The 17859-nt window shown below is 42.0% G+C and carries 14 protein-coding genes; 9 read left to right on the top strand and 5 right to left on the bottom strand.

What is annotated here, in order from left to right; genetic code table 11:
• The first annotated feature begins 12 nt into the window (after window positions 1–12).
• From C2869_RS22210 to gnd, 5 genes are all read left to right on the top strand, one after another.
• Complete coding sequence (locus tag C2869_RS22210; RefSeq protein ID WP_108605255.1) at window positions 13–825, top strand: adenine nucleotide alpha-hydrolase family protein; 813 nt, start codon at window positions 13–15, stop codon at window positions 823–825.
• A complete protein-coding gene (larB, locus tag C2869_RS22205) occupies window positions 812–1486 on the top strand; it encodes a nickel pincer cofactor biosynthesis protein LarB (protein WP_108605254.1) in 675 nt (224 codons plus the stop codon). Before C2869_RS22210 ends, larB begins: the two co-directional genes overlap by 14 nt.
• A gap of 14 nt (window positions 1487–1500) precedes the next feature.
• The gene (locus C2869_RS22200; protein WP_108605253.1) at window positions 1501–2184 is read left to right on the top strand and encodes an urease accessory protein UreH domain-containing protein; all 684 of its coding nucleotides are present in this window, start codon (window positions 1501–1503) and stop codon (window positions 2182–2184) included.
• A 66-nt stretch (window positions 2185–2250) separates the two neighbouring features.
• Complete coding sequence (locus C2869_RS22195) at window positions 2251–3498, top strand: tagaturonate epimerase family protein (protein WP_108605252.1); 1248 nt, start codon at window positions 2251–2253, stop codon at window positions 3496–3498.
• Window positions 3499–3716: 218 nt separating this feature from the next.
• Window positions 3717–5186: a decarboxylating NADP(+)-dependent phosphogluconate dehydrogenase gene (gnd, locus tag C2869_RS22190; protein ID WP_108605251.1), complete on the top strand. Its 1470-nt coding sequence runs from the start codon at window positions 3717–3719 to the stop codon at window positions 5184–5186.
• A gap of 303 nt (window positions 5187–5489) precedes the next feature.
• Here gnd and C2869_RS22185 read toward each other — a convergent pair whose 3' ends face one another.
• On the bottom strand, window positions 5490–5738 hold the full coding sequence (locus C2869_RS22185) for a helix-turn-helix domain-containing protein (RefSeq protein ID WP_108605250.1): 249 nt from the start codon (window positions 5736–5738) through the stop codon (window positions 5490–5492).
• Window positions 5739–5847: 109 nt separating this feature from the next.
• Window positions 5848–6699, bottom strand: a complete 852-nt coding sequence (locus tag C2869_RS22180) for a type 2 periplasmic-binding domain-containing protein (protein WP_108605249.1) — start codon at window positions 6697–6699, stop codon at window positions 5848–5850.
• 237 nt (window positions 6700–6936) lie between these two features.
• Between C2869_RS22180 and uxaC the strand changes: the two genes are divergently transcribed.
• Together uxaC and C2869_RS22170 are read left to right on the top strand one after the other, a co-directional pair.
• Window positions 6937–8367: a glucuronate isomerase gene (gene uxaC / locus C2869_RS22175; RefSeq protein ID WP_108605248.1), complete on the top strand. Its 1431-nt coding sequence runs from the start codon at window positions 6937–6939 to the stop codon at window positions 8365–8367.
• Window positions 8368–8617: 250 nt separating this feature from the next.
• The gene (locus C2869_RS22170; protein WP_108605247.1) at window positions 8618–10129 is read left to right on the top strand and encodes a Fic family protein; all 1512 of its coding nucleotides are present in this window, start codon (window positions 8618–8620) and stop codon (window positions 10127–10129) included.
• Between the two features lies 1 nt (window position 10130).
• Here the strand turns inward: C2869_RS22170 and C2869_RS22165 are convergent, their stop codons facing one another.
• The 3 genes from C2869_RS22165 to C2869_RS22155 all read right to left on the bottom strand — a co-directional run bounded on the left by C2869_RS22165 (window position 10131) and on the right by C2869_RS22155 (window position 15664).
• Window positions 10131–10682, bottom strand: a complete 552-nt coding sequence (locus tag C2869_RS22165; protein WP_108605246.1) for a YgjV family protein — start codon at window positions 10680–10682, stop codon at window positions 10131–10133.
• Between the two features lie 594 nt (window positions 10683–11276).
• A complete protein-coding gene (gene ltrA, locus C2869_RS22160) occupies window positions 11277–12512 on the bottom strand; it encodes a group II intron reverse transcriptase/maturase (protein WP_108605245.1) in 1236 nt (411 codons plus the stop codon).
• Between the two features lie 827 nt (window positions 12513–13339).
• Window positions 13340–15664, bottom strand: coding sequence for a glycoside hydrolase family 88 protein (locus tag C2869_RS22155; protein WP_228710855.1), 2325 nt, complete (start codon window positions 15662–15664; stop codon window positions 13340–13342).
• Between the two features lie 549 nt (window positions 15665–16213).
• On the opposite strand from C2869_RS22155, the gene kduD reads away from it, so the two are divergent.
• Window positions 16214–16978, top strand: coding sequence for a 2-dehydro-3-deoxy-D-gluconate 5-dehydrogenase KduD (gene kduD, locus C2869_RS22145; protein WP_108605243.1), 765 nt, complete (start codon window positions 16214–16216; stop codon window positions 16976–16978).
• Between the two features lie 25 nt (window positions 16979–17003).
• Window positions 17004–17846: a 5-dehydro-4-deoxy-D-glucuronate isomerase gene (gene kduI, locus C2869_RS22140; protein WP_108605242.1), complete on the top strand. Its 843-nt coding sequence runs from the start codon at window positions 17004–17006 to the stop codon at window positions 17844–17846.
• The last annotated feature ends 13 nt before the right edge of the window (window positions 17847–17859 follow it).

Raw genomic sequence — 17859 nt, 5'->3', positions numbered from 1 at the left:
GAGAGTAACGTTATGAATACAAGTGATAAAATAGAGCGGTTAGTCGCGCATTTAGGCACGTTTCCTAAAATGACCATAGCGGTTAGCGGGGGAATAGACAGTATGGTGTTAAGCTTTATTGCGCATCTGTATTACCCTAAAAGTACGACTGCTTGTCATGCGCATTCACCCGCGGTACCGCAACAAGCAATGAAGCGAATTTTTGATTATACCGGACGTTACGAGTGGAACCTAAAGTTGGTTGATGCGGGGGAATTTGCGGATAATAACTACTTAAAAAACCCAATTAATCGTTGCTATTACTGTAAATCTAATTTGTATAAGCGTTTGTCTGTTGCTAATTCAGGCGTTGTTATGTCGGGTACCAATACCGATGATCTCAGCGACTTTCGTCCCGGTTTACAGGCTGCTGAACAACAAAAAGTGGTTCATCCTTATGTTGATGTGGGCATTAGCAAGCAGGATATATACGCCATCGCTAAACACTTGGGCTTGTTTGATTTACAAACGTTACCGAGTCAGCCTTGTTTAGCCAGTCGAGTGGAAACGGGTATTGGTATACTGCCTGCTGATTTGAAGTTTATTGATAAAGTAGAGTCTGCGGTTAACGCCATTCTTGAAAGCCGTCATGATGTGCGTTGCCGAATGACTTACCAAGGCGTTATTTTAGAAATGGCACCGTTACCCGAAGGGGCAATTATGGCCGATATTCAAGCGGTCACTAAAGCCTTGTGCCAACGCAGTGGTAACTTATTTAGTGGTATTCGCTTGTATCAACGTGGCTCAGCTTTTGTTGGAAAAGAGGCTTATCGTGAAGCCGTTTGAATGGGATTCACAGCGAGCAGAGCGTACCGGTATTGCTGAAGCCGTGTTTTGCGCAGGTAAAGCGACGGCGGATCTTGATGCGATTATTGCCCATAACATAAGCGTTAATAACTGTATATTTTTGACACGCTTAAGTGCCCAGCAATTTGCAACCTTGAGTCATGCACACCAAGCAAAATTAGATTTTGATCCAAGCTCAAATACGGCAATTTTGCTGACGGACGCTGTAAGTAGAAATGAACAAGACAACAATTTAAAACCTGGCGTTTGTATTGTGGCTGCGGGGACATCCGATATTTCGGTAGCACGTGAAGCCGCGCGAACTTTGCAATTTAATGGCTACGCTGCTCCTTTAATTTGCGATGTGGGTGTAGCAGGATTATGGCGTTTAACTGAAAAGTTACCCGAGATCCAAAAGCATAAAATTATTATCGCAGTAGCCGGAATGGAAGGGGCGTTATTTAGCGTGCTAGCAGGTTTGATCCATGCCCCGATTATTGCGGTACCAAGCCCAGTGGGTTATGGCGTATCTGCAGGTGGTAAAGCCGCTTTAGAAAGCGCACTTGCATCTTGTGCACCAGGAATTGTGACCGTTAACATTGGTAACGGGTTTGGTGCTGCTGTAGCGGCTATTAAAACCTTAAACATGTTTGAAAACTAAGTGTGAGATAAATCATGTCAATGCTTGAATCTTTTGCCATTTTAACCGCGGGAGCCTTAATGGGCTTGCTCCATGCATTTGATGCTGATCATGTGATGGCGGTATCTACGCTGAGTCAGTCTAAGCGCAAAGTCGCAACCATGATCAAGTTCGCCGCGCAGTGGGGATGTGGTCATGGGTTGATCTTGCTGGGTTTAGCGATTGGTTTGACTGTATTTAATCTGCATCTACCCGCCGCTATCACCCAAATGGCTGAGCTTATGGTTGGCGGCGTGCTTATCGTTTTAGGCTTAGGTTTGATTTGGCAAATTAATAAAGGCAATTTGCATTTAAAACGCCATCAGCATGGTCAAAGATTTCATCGACACTGGGTTACACAACAATCTAGGTTAGAAAAACAAATACAAACAAGCCGTCATGATCACAAACCTATACTGGTTGGTGGGTTGCATGGTATGGCAGGTAGCGCGCCAGCACTGGCATTGATCCCAGTAGCGATGCAAGGCCAAGTTGTAGGCGCCATTATTTATATGCTGATGTTTTCACTAGGTTGTTTACTTGGCATGACAGTATTTGGTTTAGGCTTTGGCCAGCTAAATCGTATGCTTTACAAGTATAGCCAGAAGGCTCATCAGTGGTTTAGTCAAGCACTGGGTTTATGTGCAGCGACATTAGGATTGGTTTGGATTTTACAGTGATAACCTGAGTTTACCGGAAATGCCACCGGTGGCTAAATGGTTGTGTCATAACAACGAGAGGCGAAAATGAAAAAAATTGCAAAGTACACAATGGGTGTTGGTGATCGATTTGGCCATCAAGCAGAGGCTCAATTACAAGCTATGATAGATGCCAAAGAAAAATTTGGCTTAGAAGTATTTCCGGTTTGGAATAAATCGAATCGTGAGCATCAAATTATAGGTACTGTGCCGCAAAGTTTACGCGACGAAGCGGATGCAGCGGTAAAGGTGAAAGGCTGGCAATTACCCTATTATGTTGATGCTGATCACATTCAATTGACGACTGTGGATAGCTTTATTGATTGCAGTGACTTTTTTACCTTGGATGTGGCTGAACAAATTGGTTTAGCTGCGCCACAAGCAGATATCGATGCTTTTGTTGCTGCCCAAGAAAAATATTTAGGTGAATTAACGATTCCAGGTATTGATGAAGCGTTTAGCGTGACAGCAGAAACAGTCGAGTCAATTGCTAAAGAGTTTTTAGGCGCGGTTAAATTAGCTGGACAAATTTATCGCAAAATTGCTGATGAAAAAGTCGGAGAATTTGTCACCGAAGTATCAATGGACGAATGTGAAGATCCGCAAACGCCATTACAGTTATTCTTCATTTTAAGTGCTATTGCGGCTGAGGGTATTCCAGCACAAACTATCGCGCCTAAATTCACGGGTCGCTTTAATAAAGGGGTCGATTATGTGGGTGATGTTGTGCAATTTGAAAAAGAGTTTGACCAAGATTTAGCGGTTATCGACTTTGCAATTAAAGAATTTGGTTTGCCTGAAACACTAAAATTAAGCGTGCACTCAGGCTCAGATAAATTCTCTATTTATCCTGCGATTGGTCGTTGTTTAAAGAAACACAATGCCGGTATTCACTTAAAAACCGCGGGCACAACTTGGTTAGAAGAGCTGATCGGCTTAGCTGAAGCGGGTGGCGAAGGCTTAGAAATTGCCAAAGCGGTTTACGCTAAATCAATGGATAAGTTTGATGAGTTATGTGCTCCTTACGCAACAGTCATTGATATTGATCCTGCTGGATTGCCAGCAGTAGCTGACGTTCAAAACTGGACAGGGCAGCAATACGCGAATGCTTTACGTCATGATTTAGCGCACCCTGAGTACAATCCAAATTTACGCCAGTTGCTACACGTTGGTTACAAAGTGGCTGCGCAAATGGGTGATAAATACTTAAATGCGTTAAAAGAGAACAAGGCGATTATCGATAAGAACGTAACAGAAAATATTTTAGATCGTCACTTAACCCGAATTTTTGGTTAATTGTGCAAAATCTTTAGTCTGAGCGAGAAGACACTATTTTGTGAGGTGCAGCGTAATTCGTGTGGTCTCCCTGGCTGCACCTCGTTTTTTGAAAACAAAGTTAATTTACTTATATGACAGGGTCACTGATCTCCCCCTAATACAATACCAGTGACCACCATTGATCAATTCAACACGCCCTGAGTGCGAGCAAAATATAAGTGCGGAGCAAAATATAAATGAAAGATAAGTCAGATATTGGCCTTGTAGGCCTAGCCGTAATGGGTGAAAACCTAGTACTCAATATGGCCAGTAAAGGATTTACGGTGACTGCGTATAACCGTAGTTATGAAAAGGTCGAAAAGTTTTTATCGGGTCGTGCGGCAGGTAAAACGATACGCGGAGCAAAAGATATTCAAGAGCTAGTTGCGTCATTGGCGACACCTCGTAAAGTGATGTTGATGGTGAAAGCTGGGCAACCGGTTGATGATTTTATTGAGTTGCTTATCCCGCATTTAGACGCGGGCGACATTATTATTGATGGTGGTAACACCCATTATCCAGACTCAAATCGTCGTACCGAGTATTTAGCTAGCAAAGGTTTACATTATATTGGTGCTGGGGTTTCAGGCGGCGAAGAGGGCGCTTTGAAGGGGCCTTCAATTATGCCCGGCGGAGCCATTGCTGCTTGGCCACATGTTAAAGATATTTTTCAAAGTATTTCGGCCAAAGTGGCTAATGAGCAAGGCGAGTTAGTCGTGCCCTGTTGTGATTGGGTTGGTGATGCCGGTGCCGGTCATTTTGTGAAAATGGTCCACAATGGTATCGAATATGGCGACATGCAGCTGATTTGTGAAGCTTACCAATTAATGAAAGAAGTACTGGGCTTATCGGCTGATGAATTGCATCAAGTGTTTGCGGATTGGAACCAAACTGAGCTTGATAGCTATTTAGTTGAGATCACGCGCGATATTTTTGCTTATAAACAAGCTGATGGTAGCCCGCTAGTTGAAGATATTTTAGATACTGCTGGGCAAAAAGGTACAGGTAAGTGGACAGGGGTAACTGCATTGGATTTAGGCGTGCCGTTAACCTTAATTGGTGAAGCGGTATTTGCGCGTTGTATATCGGCACAAAAAGCTGAACGTGTTACCGCGGCAAAACTGATCCAAGGTCCTGCGAAACAATTTACAGGCGATAAAGCCGCGTTTATTGAAGATATTCGCAAAGCGCTGTTGGCATCTAAAATTGTTTCTTATGCCCAAGGCTATGTTTTATTTAAAGAAGCCGCGAAAGAGTTTGGATGGAGCCTAAATTATGGCGCGATTGCATTAATGTGGCGCGGTGGTTGTATTATTCGTTCTGCGTTCTTAGGCAAGATAAAAGAAGCCTTTGACCAACAGCCAGATTTAGCCAATTTATTACTCGATCCGTATTTTATGGACACGGTTTCGTCTGCCCAAAGTAGTTGGCGTAATGTCATTAGCACCGCAGTGGCGAATGGGGTACCTGTACCTTGTTTAAGTTCAGCTCTAACCTATTTCGATGGTTATCGTACCGAACGTTTACCGGCCAACCTATTGCAGGCGCAGCGTGACTACTTTGGTGCGCATACCTATGAAAGAGTCGATAAACCACGCGGTGAGTTTTTCCATACGAATTGGACCGGACGCGGTGGTGATACCGCGTCAACTACCTACAACGTTTAAACTTTGTGTGTGCGAGCAACCTAGTTGCTCAGTTCGGCCTCACTGTGTGTCCCTATGCAGTGGGGCTTTTTTATTTGGCTGAGTAAAAAGTGTTGTATCTACTTGTCTAAAATAATCGTTTGAAAGTATCAAGTTTCTGTGGGCCTGCATCTCTGCAGGCACCAAAAGTAGGGGCTCTGACGCTAAGTATCGCGCCTATAATAAGGCTTATTATAAATAATTAGAAGCCCGTAGCTTAAGTCGCTAATTAGTGACAATCTGACAGTGATTTTATCTGATAGGGTAAATTTAATTTCTCCACAGTTATTCGTCTCCAAATAACTCATCAAGTTCATCAAAACTTGGAGGCGAATGTTCAATCGTTTTTATTGATAATTCAAACCCAAGTAAATTACAGTAGTTTTCAAATGTTGCTAGGCTGCCAGTGTATTTACCATTTTCAATGCGCGAAATAACCGCCGCATCCAGTTGCAACGGTAAGCCAGATTCGCTTTGAGATAACTTTCGTTTCTTTCTTTCTTTTCGTAACTCTAGCCCAATAATATCTCTCATATCACCAATTTAATTTGATTATATAGTCAAATTTAAAGCCGTGTTTATAATGAGTTTAAGGGACTGCTCACTGAAAAAGTGATATAAAAATGCTGCAGCCCCTGCAGACTTATTCAAACGGATCATACCAAAGGTGTTTTTGAGTTAACGGTGTTTGGGCTGTGAGGTTAGGGTTGGTTAATTCAATGACGGTTCTTTTTTCGAGTCCGGCATTGGCGAGTGCGGTGGCGACATCGTGATCAGCAAAAAACAAAGCTTGGTATTGACCCGTTGCATATAACTCATTTAATGATTGGGTGATGAACTGAGCTAATGCTTGATTATCTTTAGCAACAAAAAAGTAAAAAGGAGCTGTGTATTTTATTAATAGGTGGGGTTCTACAATCAGGTTGTATTGCTGCCATTTTTCTATTTCTCGCCAAGGCTCATGCAAGCCTCGTGGAAAATAATCAAAGCGTTGCCCTTCTAGCATAGGGAATAAATTGGGGTATTTCTGCTCTTTAACGACAGGTAAACCATTGTGTTCCAAAATACGCGTATCAGACCACAGAGTGCCAGAGCCAGCTGTAAATTTTTGCAGTTGGCTTAACGAACTGACTTGTTGAAGTAAATCTCGCTTGTATTTGGGTACAATGCCAATTCTAAAACCGATTAAGCCCCGATAAATAGGGATATAAATCGCTTGAAAGTCTTGTTCAAACTTGGCGTTTGATTGACTCCAATGCACATCTAGTTGACCATTTTTAACATCACTTAATATTCTGGATTTTGTAATTTCACCTTGTTGATCATACGGAAAAACGAGTTGGAATTGGTCGCTAGTTTGCGCCATGGTTTTAAGTAAGGTAACAGGTAGTGAACTAGCCTGTTTATTTCCTGGAACACGGATGTCATTTTTAGCTTGTATTGATACGCTCACAAGTAATAGCAAGGGGAATAACTTGGTTATTGTTAACCACATATGAACCTTCTTTTTTATTTAGAAAATTATATTTTTAACATTTTACTAACTTTAAAGTGTTTAGATTAACATTGGTTGCCACCGGTGGCAATTTAGTTTATATTACGCTTAAACGTCGACGGATAATTTTGAGATCGTTTATCTTTTTATAGCCTAGTCAACATTGTGTCGATGGTTGCAGGTTGCCAATGAAATTATCCACCTATTAACACTGAACTATTTAGAGGAATAAATGTTGTGGACGTAAATCACAAACCATTAGTGCTAGATAATGACCGGCTATTTAAGGCTGATCCTAGCGAGTTAGCCATTAGTCGTGAATTATATGCTGAGGTTGCCAATTTACCCATTATTAGTCCGCATGGTCACACTGATCCAAGTTGGTTCGCGGGTAATGAATGTTTTCAGAACGCCACAGAGCTATTGATAATTCCTGACCATTATGTTTTTAGAATGCTTTATAGCCAAGGCGTTGCGCTAGAAAGCCTTGGCATTCCACGTGTTGATGGTGGCGAAGTAGAAACTGATTACCGTAAAATTTGGCACATTTTCGCTGACCATTACTACTTATTCCATGGCACACCTTCACGCATTTGGATGGACTTTGTTTTTAGCGAAGTGTTTGGCTTTGAAGTTGAGTTTAGCCCACAAACGGCTGACTTTTACTACGACACGATTAATGCAAAATTAGTGACAGATGCGTTCCGTCCTCGTGCTTTATTAGAACGCTTCAATATTGAGTTGCTAGCCACAACTGAGGGTGCAACCGACGACTTGCAGCACCATGCTAAGCTGCAAGGAACGGGTTATGAAAAAACGGTTATCACCACGTTCCGCCCTGATGATGTAACTGATCCTGATCGTTGGAACTTTGCGAAAAATATCGATCTTTTAGCAAGCCAAACTGGTGAAGACGTTACCCAGTGGCACGGTTATTTAAATGCCTTACGTGCACGTCGTGAATTCTTTAGAGCGCATGGTGCAACTGCCACAGATCATGGTCATCCAACGGCATTAACCGCTGATTTGTCGGCGATCGAATGTCAAAAACTATTAACGGAAGTTTTATCTGGAAATGCCACCGGTAGCCAAAGGGAGTTATTCCGTGCGCAAATGCTGACTGAAATGGCCGGTATGAGTTTAGAAGACGGCATGGTGATGCAGATCCACCCTGGATCACGTCGTAATCACAATCAAAAAGTCTTTGAAAAGTTTGGATTAGACAAAGGTTGTGATATTCCTGGACGCACTAACTTTGTTGAAGATTTACAGCCGTTATTAGCGAAATTTGGTGCGGAATCTCAGTTGAAAATTATTCTATTTACCTTAGATGAGTCGGCGTATGCGCGTGAGCTTGCTCCATTAGCAGGTCATTACCCATGCTTAAAGCTGGGGCCGGCTTGGTGGTTCCATGATAGCCCTGAAGGTATGTTACGCTATCGTCATAATGTGACAGAAACCGCTGGATTTTATAATACGGTTGGTTTTAATGATGACACTCGTGCATTTTTATCTATTCCGTCTCGTCACGATGTTGCGCGTCGTATTGATTGTCGTTTCTTAGCCCAATTAGTGGCAGAAAAACGTCTTTCTTTAGATGTTGCCCATCAATTGGCTTACGACCTTTCATATCGATTAGCCAAAGAGGCTTATCAGCTCGCTAAATAAGCTTTATTCGCTCGCGCTTGCTGGTTAAATATAGCTAGCGCGAGTTTTTCTTTTTACATTGCTCCTCGGCTTCTAACTACGTAGTAAATTGTAGATTTTTATAGCCAATCGATACCCACCATTGTGCAGCTAAAAATTCGCCTTCTTCCCTTGTTTACATTAAAAGCTAATTTGCAATAACACTAAAAGCTAATTTACAATAACACTAAAAGCTAATTTTTAATAACACTAAAAGCTAACGAAGGTAAGCATGACTTCAATATCAGAAAAGCTTGCTCATTCCCTTGAGCAATTAAAGCAATTGCAAGATAACGGTGCTGTAGCATTACAGTCAAAAGTGCTAGAACGTGCTGATAGAGAGCGTTTAGTTAAACATGGCTTTATTAAAGAGGTGATGCGTGGCTGGTATATTCCATCCAGTCCTGATGAGCAACTTGGCGATAGTACCTCGTGGTATACCTCATTTTGGGATTTTTGTGCTGCTTATTTAGATGAGCGGCTGGAGCAAAACTGGTGTTTATCACCAGAGCAGTCTATTCAAATACATATAGGTGATAAAACTGTACCAGCTCAATTGTTGGTACGCTCCCCCAAAGGACGTAACAAACCCACTACTTTATTGCATAATACCTCTGTGTTTGACGTGCGAGCAGCCCTTCCTAGCGGGGATCAACTTGCTATTGTTGATGGTTTAAGAGTTTATAGTGTTGCGGCTTGTTTAGTATTTTGCTCGAAATCGTTTTTTGCGCAAAAACCGACACAAATGAGAACCTTACTTTCAATGCTAACCGATGCATCAGAGCTACTAGCTATCTTACTTTCTGGTGGCCATGTTACAAGTGCAGGTCGTTTAGCGGGAGCTTTGCGTAATATAGGTAGGAATACTATTGCTGATAATATTATTAAAGGAATGGATGCAGCTGATTACAAAGTAAAAGCAGTCGATCCCTTTGAAGATGATACGCAAATAACATTTGACCGCAGAGATACCTCGCCTTATTCAAACCGTTTACGATTAATGTGGAACAATATGCGCGAGAATGTTATTGAATATTTTCCTCAAGTCCCGCATTCAACTATCAATATTCAAGCGTATTTGACTGAGTTAGAAGACAAGTTTGTTACTGATGCTTATCATTCTTTATCTATTGAAGGTTATCGTGTAACACATGATCTCATTGAACATGTTCGTTCTGGTAACTGGGATCCTGAACGTTCAGATGAAAGCAAAAAGCATTTAGATGCGATGGCAGCAAAAGGCTATTGGGATGCATTTCAACAAGTAAAAGCGGCTGTTGAACGGGTATTAAAGGGCGAAAATGCAGGACAAGTGCTAGAAGATTCGCATACAGATTGGTACTTAAAGCTTTTTTCTCCCAGTGTAGCGGCGGGTATAGTCAAGCAGGCTGATTTGGCAGGTTATCGAACTGGGCCTGTTTTTATACGTCAATCTAGGCATACTCCACCGAGTCGATCTGCGCTGAGGGATATGATGCCAACCCTTTTTGATTTACTCATCGAAGAACAAAATATTGCTGTTCGTGTTGTTTTAGGACATTTTATGTTTGTTTACATACATCCGTATTTTGATGGCAATGGACGTATGGGGCGCTTTATTATGAATTTAATGATGGCATCTGGTGGCATAGCGTGGACAGTTGTACCTGTAGAGCGCCGAGAGGAATATATGGCAGCGCTTGAAATAGCGAGTGTTGATAATGACATTATCCCATTTACAAAATTCATCGCTTCGTTACTTTAAATTAGGTTGATTTCATATTCAGTTGTTGGATTGACTTTGTAGTTTGAACCTCAGATTGCTCAGAGCTGGACATACGCCATATGGTATTAATGTTAACTACAATGGCTAGGGTTTCTAGCATGATCCCACCAATAGAATTAACAATGATGTTGTTAATTAACCAGCACGTTGAACCCAGCAAAAAAAACAGGCGCATTTTTACGCCAGTCAAACAAAACATGGCATAGGTACCCAATACAGAGCCAGCTACACTAAACCAGTCGAACCAATTTTCGACAATAAAAATGGCGTTAATACCTACCACTAGCAAGATAAAAAAATAGGCCAGTTGTTTAGAGTTGGTTTTGATAGAGGAGTAGGTTCTAGCGATAGCGATAGCTGTGCATACAGCTGAGGTTAGCGCATCTAACAATACATAGTGCAGGGTATGAACGACATTAAGCGCTAACATAAAGTACTTAAACTTTAGATCATCTTTTTGCATGTAACACAAGGTTGCAATAACAAAGCTAACCAAACCAAAAAATTGCGCGATAGGATCGGCAAACCACATACCAAGGCTCCAAATTAAGTTAAAGAACAACTATCAAGCAGATTGCTTAAAAACCAACGTTGATAAACGCCATTATGCCACCGGTGGCATAATGGCGCAATAACTCTTCAAATTTAATTAGTCTTTATTACATTTACAGGTAGTTGATAGTGCTTTTTTAATTTGACTATAGTCTTCTCGCTCTGGCTTTATGGTTCATTGTCAGCGCTTACTCTCGACTTTGGCTCCTGCGTCGTCCTACTACCTAAATCCCTTTAGGCAACCCCAATCACATAATAGAGCATATGCTCATGGGGGTTCGAAGCTTGCCTGCATGGATGCAGGTAAGGGGCGAGAGCAGGACGCGGTAGCTTTGACGACTTTGCTTACATGGATGTAAGTACTTAGCGTGAGCAGGATGCGGAAGCTGCCCCTAAAACCTGATCGCTTTGACTATATCATTATTCGGCTTATAGAAATTGATAAGCCATAGATTGTTTAATAGCGTCGGGTAAGGTTATTAATGGTCGAGTAGGCCGAGGGAGCTTCCCCCTCAGCCTCTCACAGATCCGTACGTGAACCTCTCAATTCATACGGCTCCTCTCGTTTCACCATTTACGGCCTGCAACCAAATTGCCAATGAGAAAATAGATACGGTTGTGTATTACACACCCTTTGCATCCATTTTCTTGCTCTTTGGTAACTGAATTTCAGCCGTTTGTATTTCTTCTTCGCCCATTTCAACAATTTAAGGTTTATCCAAGACATAAGTGGCCTTAATGCTGTTTTCCAAAACCGACTGAAGTAATTTATCCACCCGCTTATCATCGGATTAAGCTTATACGCCAACTCTTGTATCGTTAACCCCGTTTGCTTATGTAGCTTGAGCGCTTTAACTTTCTCTCTAATTTTCTGTTTCGCTTTAGGGCTAATAGCAGGTGTAAAGCCAACAAACATGCGACCCCACCGATTCCTTACTAACCTTGGCCTGAAACAGTAACTAAGAAAATCAAAGCTAATGACTTCATGTGCTTCTTGTCTACCTTCATCAAAGCAGTAAACCAGTTTAGTTTTCTCTGGATGACATTCTAGACAACAATCTAACATGCGTTGCTCAATAGCTTGCTTTAACGCCTTTGCTTCTTGCTCACTACGACAGTGAACCACTGCATCATCCGCATAGCGTGCAAATTGAACATGTGGATGTTCTCTTCGCAACCATTTGTCGAATGCGTAGTGTAAAAACAAATTGGCTAGCAATGGGCTTATCACGCCTCCTTGTGGTGTTCCTTTCGTTCGCTCTATTATCTGACCATCCGAGGTTTCCATTGGCGCTTTAAGCCAACGTTCGATATAGAGTAATACCCATGGGTTATTGGTATGTTTGCGTAACGCTTTGCCCAATAACACCCAGTCCAAGTTATCAAAGAAGCCTTTGATATCTAAATCAATCACCCAGTCGTATCGCCAACACCGCTGGCACGTTATCGCTAATGCATCATGTGCACTGCGATTAGGTCTGTAACCATAAGAATCATTATCGAATACCGATTCTAATTCAGGCTCCAACTCCATCTTGACGACCATCTGTGCAACTCGGTCTGATACCGTGGGTATGCCTAGTACTCGAACGCCCTTATCCTTAGGGATTTCGACACGCTTCACCGTCGGTGGAAAATAGCTGCCCGATGACATTCGATTCCATATCTTGTACAGGTTCTTCTTCAAGTCCTGTTCAAAATCACTCATCGATTGCTCATCAATTCCTGCCGCTCCACCGTTGGCTCTTACACGTAACCAGGCTTCATAAACTGTCCATTTCGAAATACTAAATGGTTTTGCTGAATTCAATCATTCCTCCTGCTGCAGCAGTTGATGAAAGTTTCATTTAAAACGAGGCAATCCCTTCGCTAGATAACCATTACAGCTATCATCATCACTACTACGAATTGCTCCGCCCCAGTGCTTTGCATTCAGACTTGGCTCTCATGGGGTTTCCATTCGAGGATATCTGTTAACATCAAAACGACTGGTTCTTACGTTCCATATAAAACCCCGAGTTAAATTCACGTCAGCTCTTTGCCGGCTCCCGCTTAGTTGGTAATCAGGTTGCCTCTAAGCTCTTCCCAAACTCCACCCAGTAGCTTGGTTTCGGGATGCAACGGTTAAATATTTCGACACCTACGCTGTTCGTCTCTTTAACTCACACCTGACAAATCATTGTGTTTGCCTTTCCCTTATCGCTCACGACAGTGACTCTTAACCAATGCCGCATAAGGTGGTTTCCACCTGCACCTGAATGCCGATGGGATGGGCCAAACCATCATGTTTTATATAGTTGCGTTACCTTCCAGCCTTCCTTGTACTGTTGGTAACTCGTAACACACTGGGCGAGCATTTATGCTTGCAGAGACTGCAAATCATAGGCAATTTTGCAGTCGTAAACCAAGATCGCAGCTCTGCTGCTATTGTCGAAATAAATTTCGACCTACATGGATGTAGGGAATGCCGTAAAGCGTCAACTGGCAAGCTTAGAAATATTAATGCTTGTTCACAAAGCAATAAATTTATTAATAGTGGTCTGCGATGAACAAGACTAAAACAAGACCGGAAATAGAGCAGAAGTATTTACAGAAAACGCCATTAATCCTAAGTTAATGGCGTCATAATAGAATGGGTTAATTTAACAGTTTGGCGATTTGTGCACTGGCCATAATAAAAGGCCCAGTGCCTTTCGGGTCATCCGCTAAGACAGGTTCAGACATATAATAGCCGTAAGAGCCATCGCGACCGAAACCTAAACCTGCTACAAAGCACATGTTGGTTAAACTGACACTGCCGTCAGGGTGTGATTCAATAAATTCATTGACCACGCCTTGGTAGGCTTTAAGCGCTATGTCTTGGTATTGCTTATCGATATAGCCTTTATTGAGTGCCTTGGCATAAAAATAAGTAAACATGCTAGATGCCGAAGATTCTAAATAGTTACCTGGGGCATTAGGTTTGTTGGGGATCTGATACCAGGTGCCACTTTCGTGTTGAAACTTAGCGAGATCGCGCGCTAGTTCATTAATAGTTTTAAGCATTTTTTCGCGCAGATCTGGGCGTGCTTGGGGAATAAAGTCCATAATATCGACCGATGCCATGGCTAACCATCCCATACCGCGTGACCAAAACTCTTGTGATAGGCCTGTTTGTTTGTTGGCCCATTCAATTGATTTTGATTCATCCCAGCCATGAAAATACAGGCCAGTGTTGGGATCACGCAAGTACTGTTTTGACACTTCAAATTCGTGAACCGCATCTTCAATATGTTCACCGCCTTCAAACAACAATGAGTACTCAGCTAAGAATGGCATCCCCATGTATACGCCATCTAACCAAAGTTGATGTGGGTATTTTTTCTTATGCCAATAAGCACCATTACTGGTTTTAGGATGATTTTTCAGTTGTTGGCGTAAATGCCCCGCAGCAGTTTTGTATTTTTCTTGGCCTGTGTAATCGTACATGCGCAAGATAAATTTACCTGAGTTGATTTTATCTATGTTGTAGTCAGATTCTTTATAGGTGGCGATACTACCGTCTTCGTTAATAAATGAACTGATCATGGCATAGCTTGCATCCCAGTATCTTTGTTCTCCTGTCACTTGGCGTAAATCATCTAACGATTGGGCTAGCAATCCAGTGGTATAGGTATACTTAGATGGACGAAAGCGCATTTTGTCATAACCGCCATTGACATAATCGTAAACTTTACGACGGATCTCTGAATCTGCTAGGCGTTTAGCCCAGTTAAGTGCGTAATTTGCCGTTAATGGTTTATTTTTATCAGCAATATCTAACGCGGTTTGTTTACGTACACGTATAGTACGGGTGAGTTTTTCACTAGTTTGCTCTAGGTATTGTTTAAATTCACCTAAACTACTAATCCCATTTTCTTCAGCTTGCCAAGCGGCAGCGAAGTAATATTCTAATAATGTGCTATTGCTTTTAGTGACAATGACATAGTTGTTTTTATCTTGGGTGATCTGTTTGACATTGTTTTTACGAATAAATAGTCCCATGCCCAAGTTATCCTTGTTCAGTGACTGCTGTCCGAATGAGCCAATATAAACCCAAGCCGTGCCCTGCACATTAATATCGTCAACGATCAGCTCAGTGCCTTTGTGCTTAACTAAACCAATCGCAATATTGTCCACTTTATGATCAGTCGCTAAATTCACTTTGACCAAGCGGCTACCAGCAGTCATAGCCAGTTGAGCTTTTAAATTGGTTTTTAATTCAGGCGTGACTTGCCAACCCTGATAAGTATTTTCAAACGCCGAGTAAATTGGACCATTTTCGACAATTTTTGAACGCCAGCTATCAACGTTTGATACACGCTCAACTTCTTGACCGTTCCAGTAGCCATAACCACCCATGCCGACTGATTTTCCGACTTTGAGAATGTCCATGCCCCAATCAGCCATATAGTGATACGACTTGTAGCCGTCTTGACCAATCTTATGCAGCGCCAGTTGATCTTGCGTTTTACCAAAAATATCAAACCCATTGCGCCAATCTAAATAAACTCGGTAACCCACTTTGTCTGATTCAATTCCGGTGCCTTCATAACGTATATACTCGCCATGGTCGGTATAGTGTTTTGGCGGCACTAATTCAGAGACGTTTTCAAATGTTCCGCCTATGTATTTAGAACCTTGCCATTGGCCGCCGACTTTGCGTGAAATTTCTGCTTGGGTGCGCTTAGTAAAGCTGGGCTTATTTTTTACTTGATGTTTAATTTCTAGCGCTAACGTTTGTTGCGCTTGATATTGCGCGAGAATGGCTAGCTTGTCGTGTACGCCGTCATTATCAGTGTCTACTGTCTGACTTGGGATAGGGGTTTGGTCTTGATAGACCACTAAATGTTTTGCTTTAGGGTTAACAGGATTAAGGCCTAGCTGCTCAAATGAGAAATAACTAATTTCGTCTTTTCTAGCAAACGTAGAAGGGTTGGTCATTGTTAACTGTACAAGCGAGGATGCTTCTGTTGGTTTGCTATAAATCGTTAATTCATTTTTTTCTGGGGCCGCTTGATTGATCACACATCCTGATATGGCCAAAGGAAAAAATAAGCTACCTAGCATCATTTTTTTATTGTTAAAAGAAATTGCCCTTTTTTTAAATTGCCCTTGCATACTTAACCTCATTTGAAACCGAACCGTGCTCAAAGTATCGTTACAATGTTAAAAAAGTGTAGCATCACTTATTTCAACATCATTATTATTCGCCAATAGACAGTTTCATACTAGCCTATTATTTTCATTAATGCTACCGGTAGCATTAATTTTAAAATATCATTGTTTTGCTAAATTAAAAAGGTTAACATCAACTCAACATTTGTAATGAGTTTGCATTTAAATTTAATCGGCGAGTCAATAAAAATTGAGTTTGGTGGGGATTTTACAACCCCCAATCTGCCACCGGTAGCAGTTGATTTAATGTTGGGTTGATGAAGCTGGTGGTAGATCAGATTATCGTCCCAATGCAAGTTGAATAAGGTAAACATAATGAATAACAATCTTTTTTCATTAAATAATAAGGTGGCTCTAGTCACTGGAGCTAGCAGAGGGTTAGGGCAGGCCATTGCTATTGGTTTAGCGCAAGCCGGTGCACAAGTTATTTGCAGCAGTTCTAAACCCAATGGTTGTGATCAAACCTTAGCAAAGATTACCGCGATCGGCGGTCAAGCGACTCAAATAGCCGCTAATCTTGATAATGAAGCATCAGTAACTGAATTAGCGCAAAAGGCCATTGCTTGGCAAGGCAAGGTTGATGTATTAGTCAATAACGGCGGTACTATTGCTCGTTATCCTGCGGTTGATTTTCCGCAAGATGAATGGCTAAAAGTGATCAACGTAAATTTAAATTCAGCGTTTTTATTAAGCCGCTTAATGGGTAAGCAAATGATTGAAGCAGGGGCGGGAAAAATCATCAACATCGCCTCTATGCTGTCTTACTCTGGTGGCATTACCGTACCCGCTTATACCGCAAGTAAACACGGTATTGCCGGTGTCACTAAAGCACTAGCCAATGAGTGGGCGATCAATAATATTCAAGTTAATGCCATCGCACCGGGTTACTTTAGAACCGATAATACTCAAGCATTACAAGACAACCCTGAGCGCAACCAAGATATAGAAAAACGTATTCCGGCAGGGCAATGGGGTGAGCCAGAACAGCTAGTTGGCGCTGCAGTCTTTTTAGCGTCTAGCGCTAGTGATTATGTCAATGGTCATATATTGGCGGTTGATGGTGGCTGGTTAGCCAGATAATACTTTTTTTGCCTCGGAGATTAAAATGACGACACAAATGTCTACCCGCTATGCTATTGGTCAGCAAGAAGTTAAAACATTTACAACTCAAGCACTACGCGATGCGTTTTTATGCGCAGATATTATGTGCGCGGATCAAATTAACCTCGTTTATACCCATTATGATCGTTTTATTGTCGGCGGTGCCGTACCAATAAAACAGCCGTTAACGTTGGAAAATCTTGATGCGTTAAAAGCGGACTTTTTCTTGCAACGTAGAGAGTTAGGCGTGATTAATGTTGGTGGCGCAGGCAAAGTGATAGTGGATGGCGTCGAGTATGAACTGGCGTTTAAAGAAGCCTTGTATGTTGGGCAAGGCCAACAGCAGGTTGAGTTTGCCAGCCTTGATGCCGAGCAACCCGCTCGTTTTTACATTAATTCAGCACCGGCTCACACCGCTTACCCAACCAAAAAAGTCGGGTTGTTTGACGGCAATGTATTAGAAATTGGCAGTCAGCAAACCTCGAATGAGCGCAAGGTTCATCAATTATTGGTAAATGGCGTTGTCGAAACCTGTCAATTGCAAATGGGCGTTACCTGCTTACAACCTGGTAGTGTCTGGAACACCATGCCAGCGCATCAGCACGATAGACGTATGGAATGTTATTTTTATTTTGAAGTACCAGCTGATCAAGCCGTGTGTCATTTTATGGGTGAGCCGCAAGAAACGCGACATATTTGGGTAGCCAATGAGCAAGCTGTGGTGTCACCACCTTGGTCAATTCATTCTGGCTCTGGTACGGCAAATTACTCTTTTGTTTGGGGCATGGCCGGTGAAAACCTAGCTTACGATGATATGGATTTTCATCAACCGAATGAGTTGCGCTAAAACGCGTAAAAAT

Source organism: Saccharobesus litoralis (genome assembly GCF_003063625.1).
In the GTDB taxonomy this organism is placed as follows: Bacteria; Pseudomonadota; Gammaproteobacteria; order Enterobacterales; family Alteromonadaceae; genus Saccharobesus; species Saccharobesus litoralis.
Note: the sequence above shows the minus strand (reverse complement) of the source record. Positions and strands in the feature narration are given on the sequence as shown.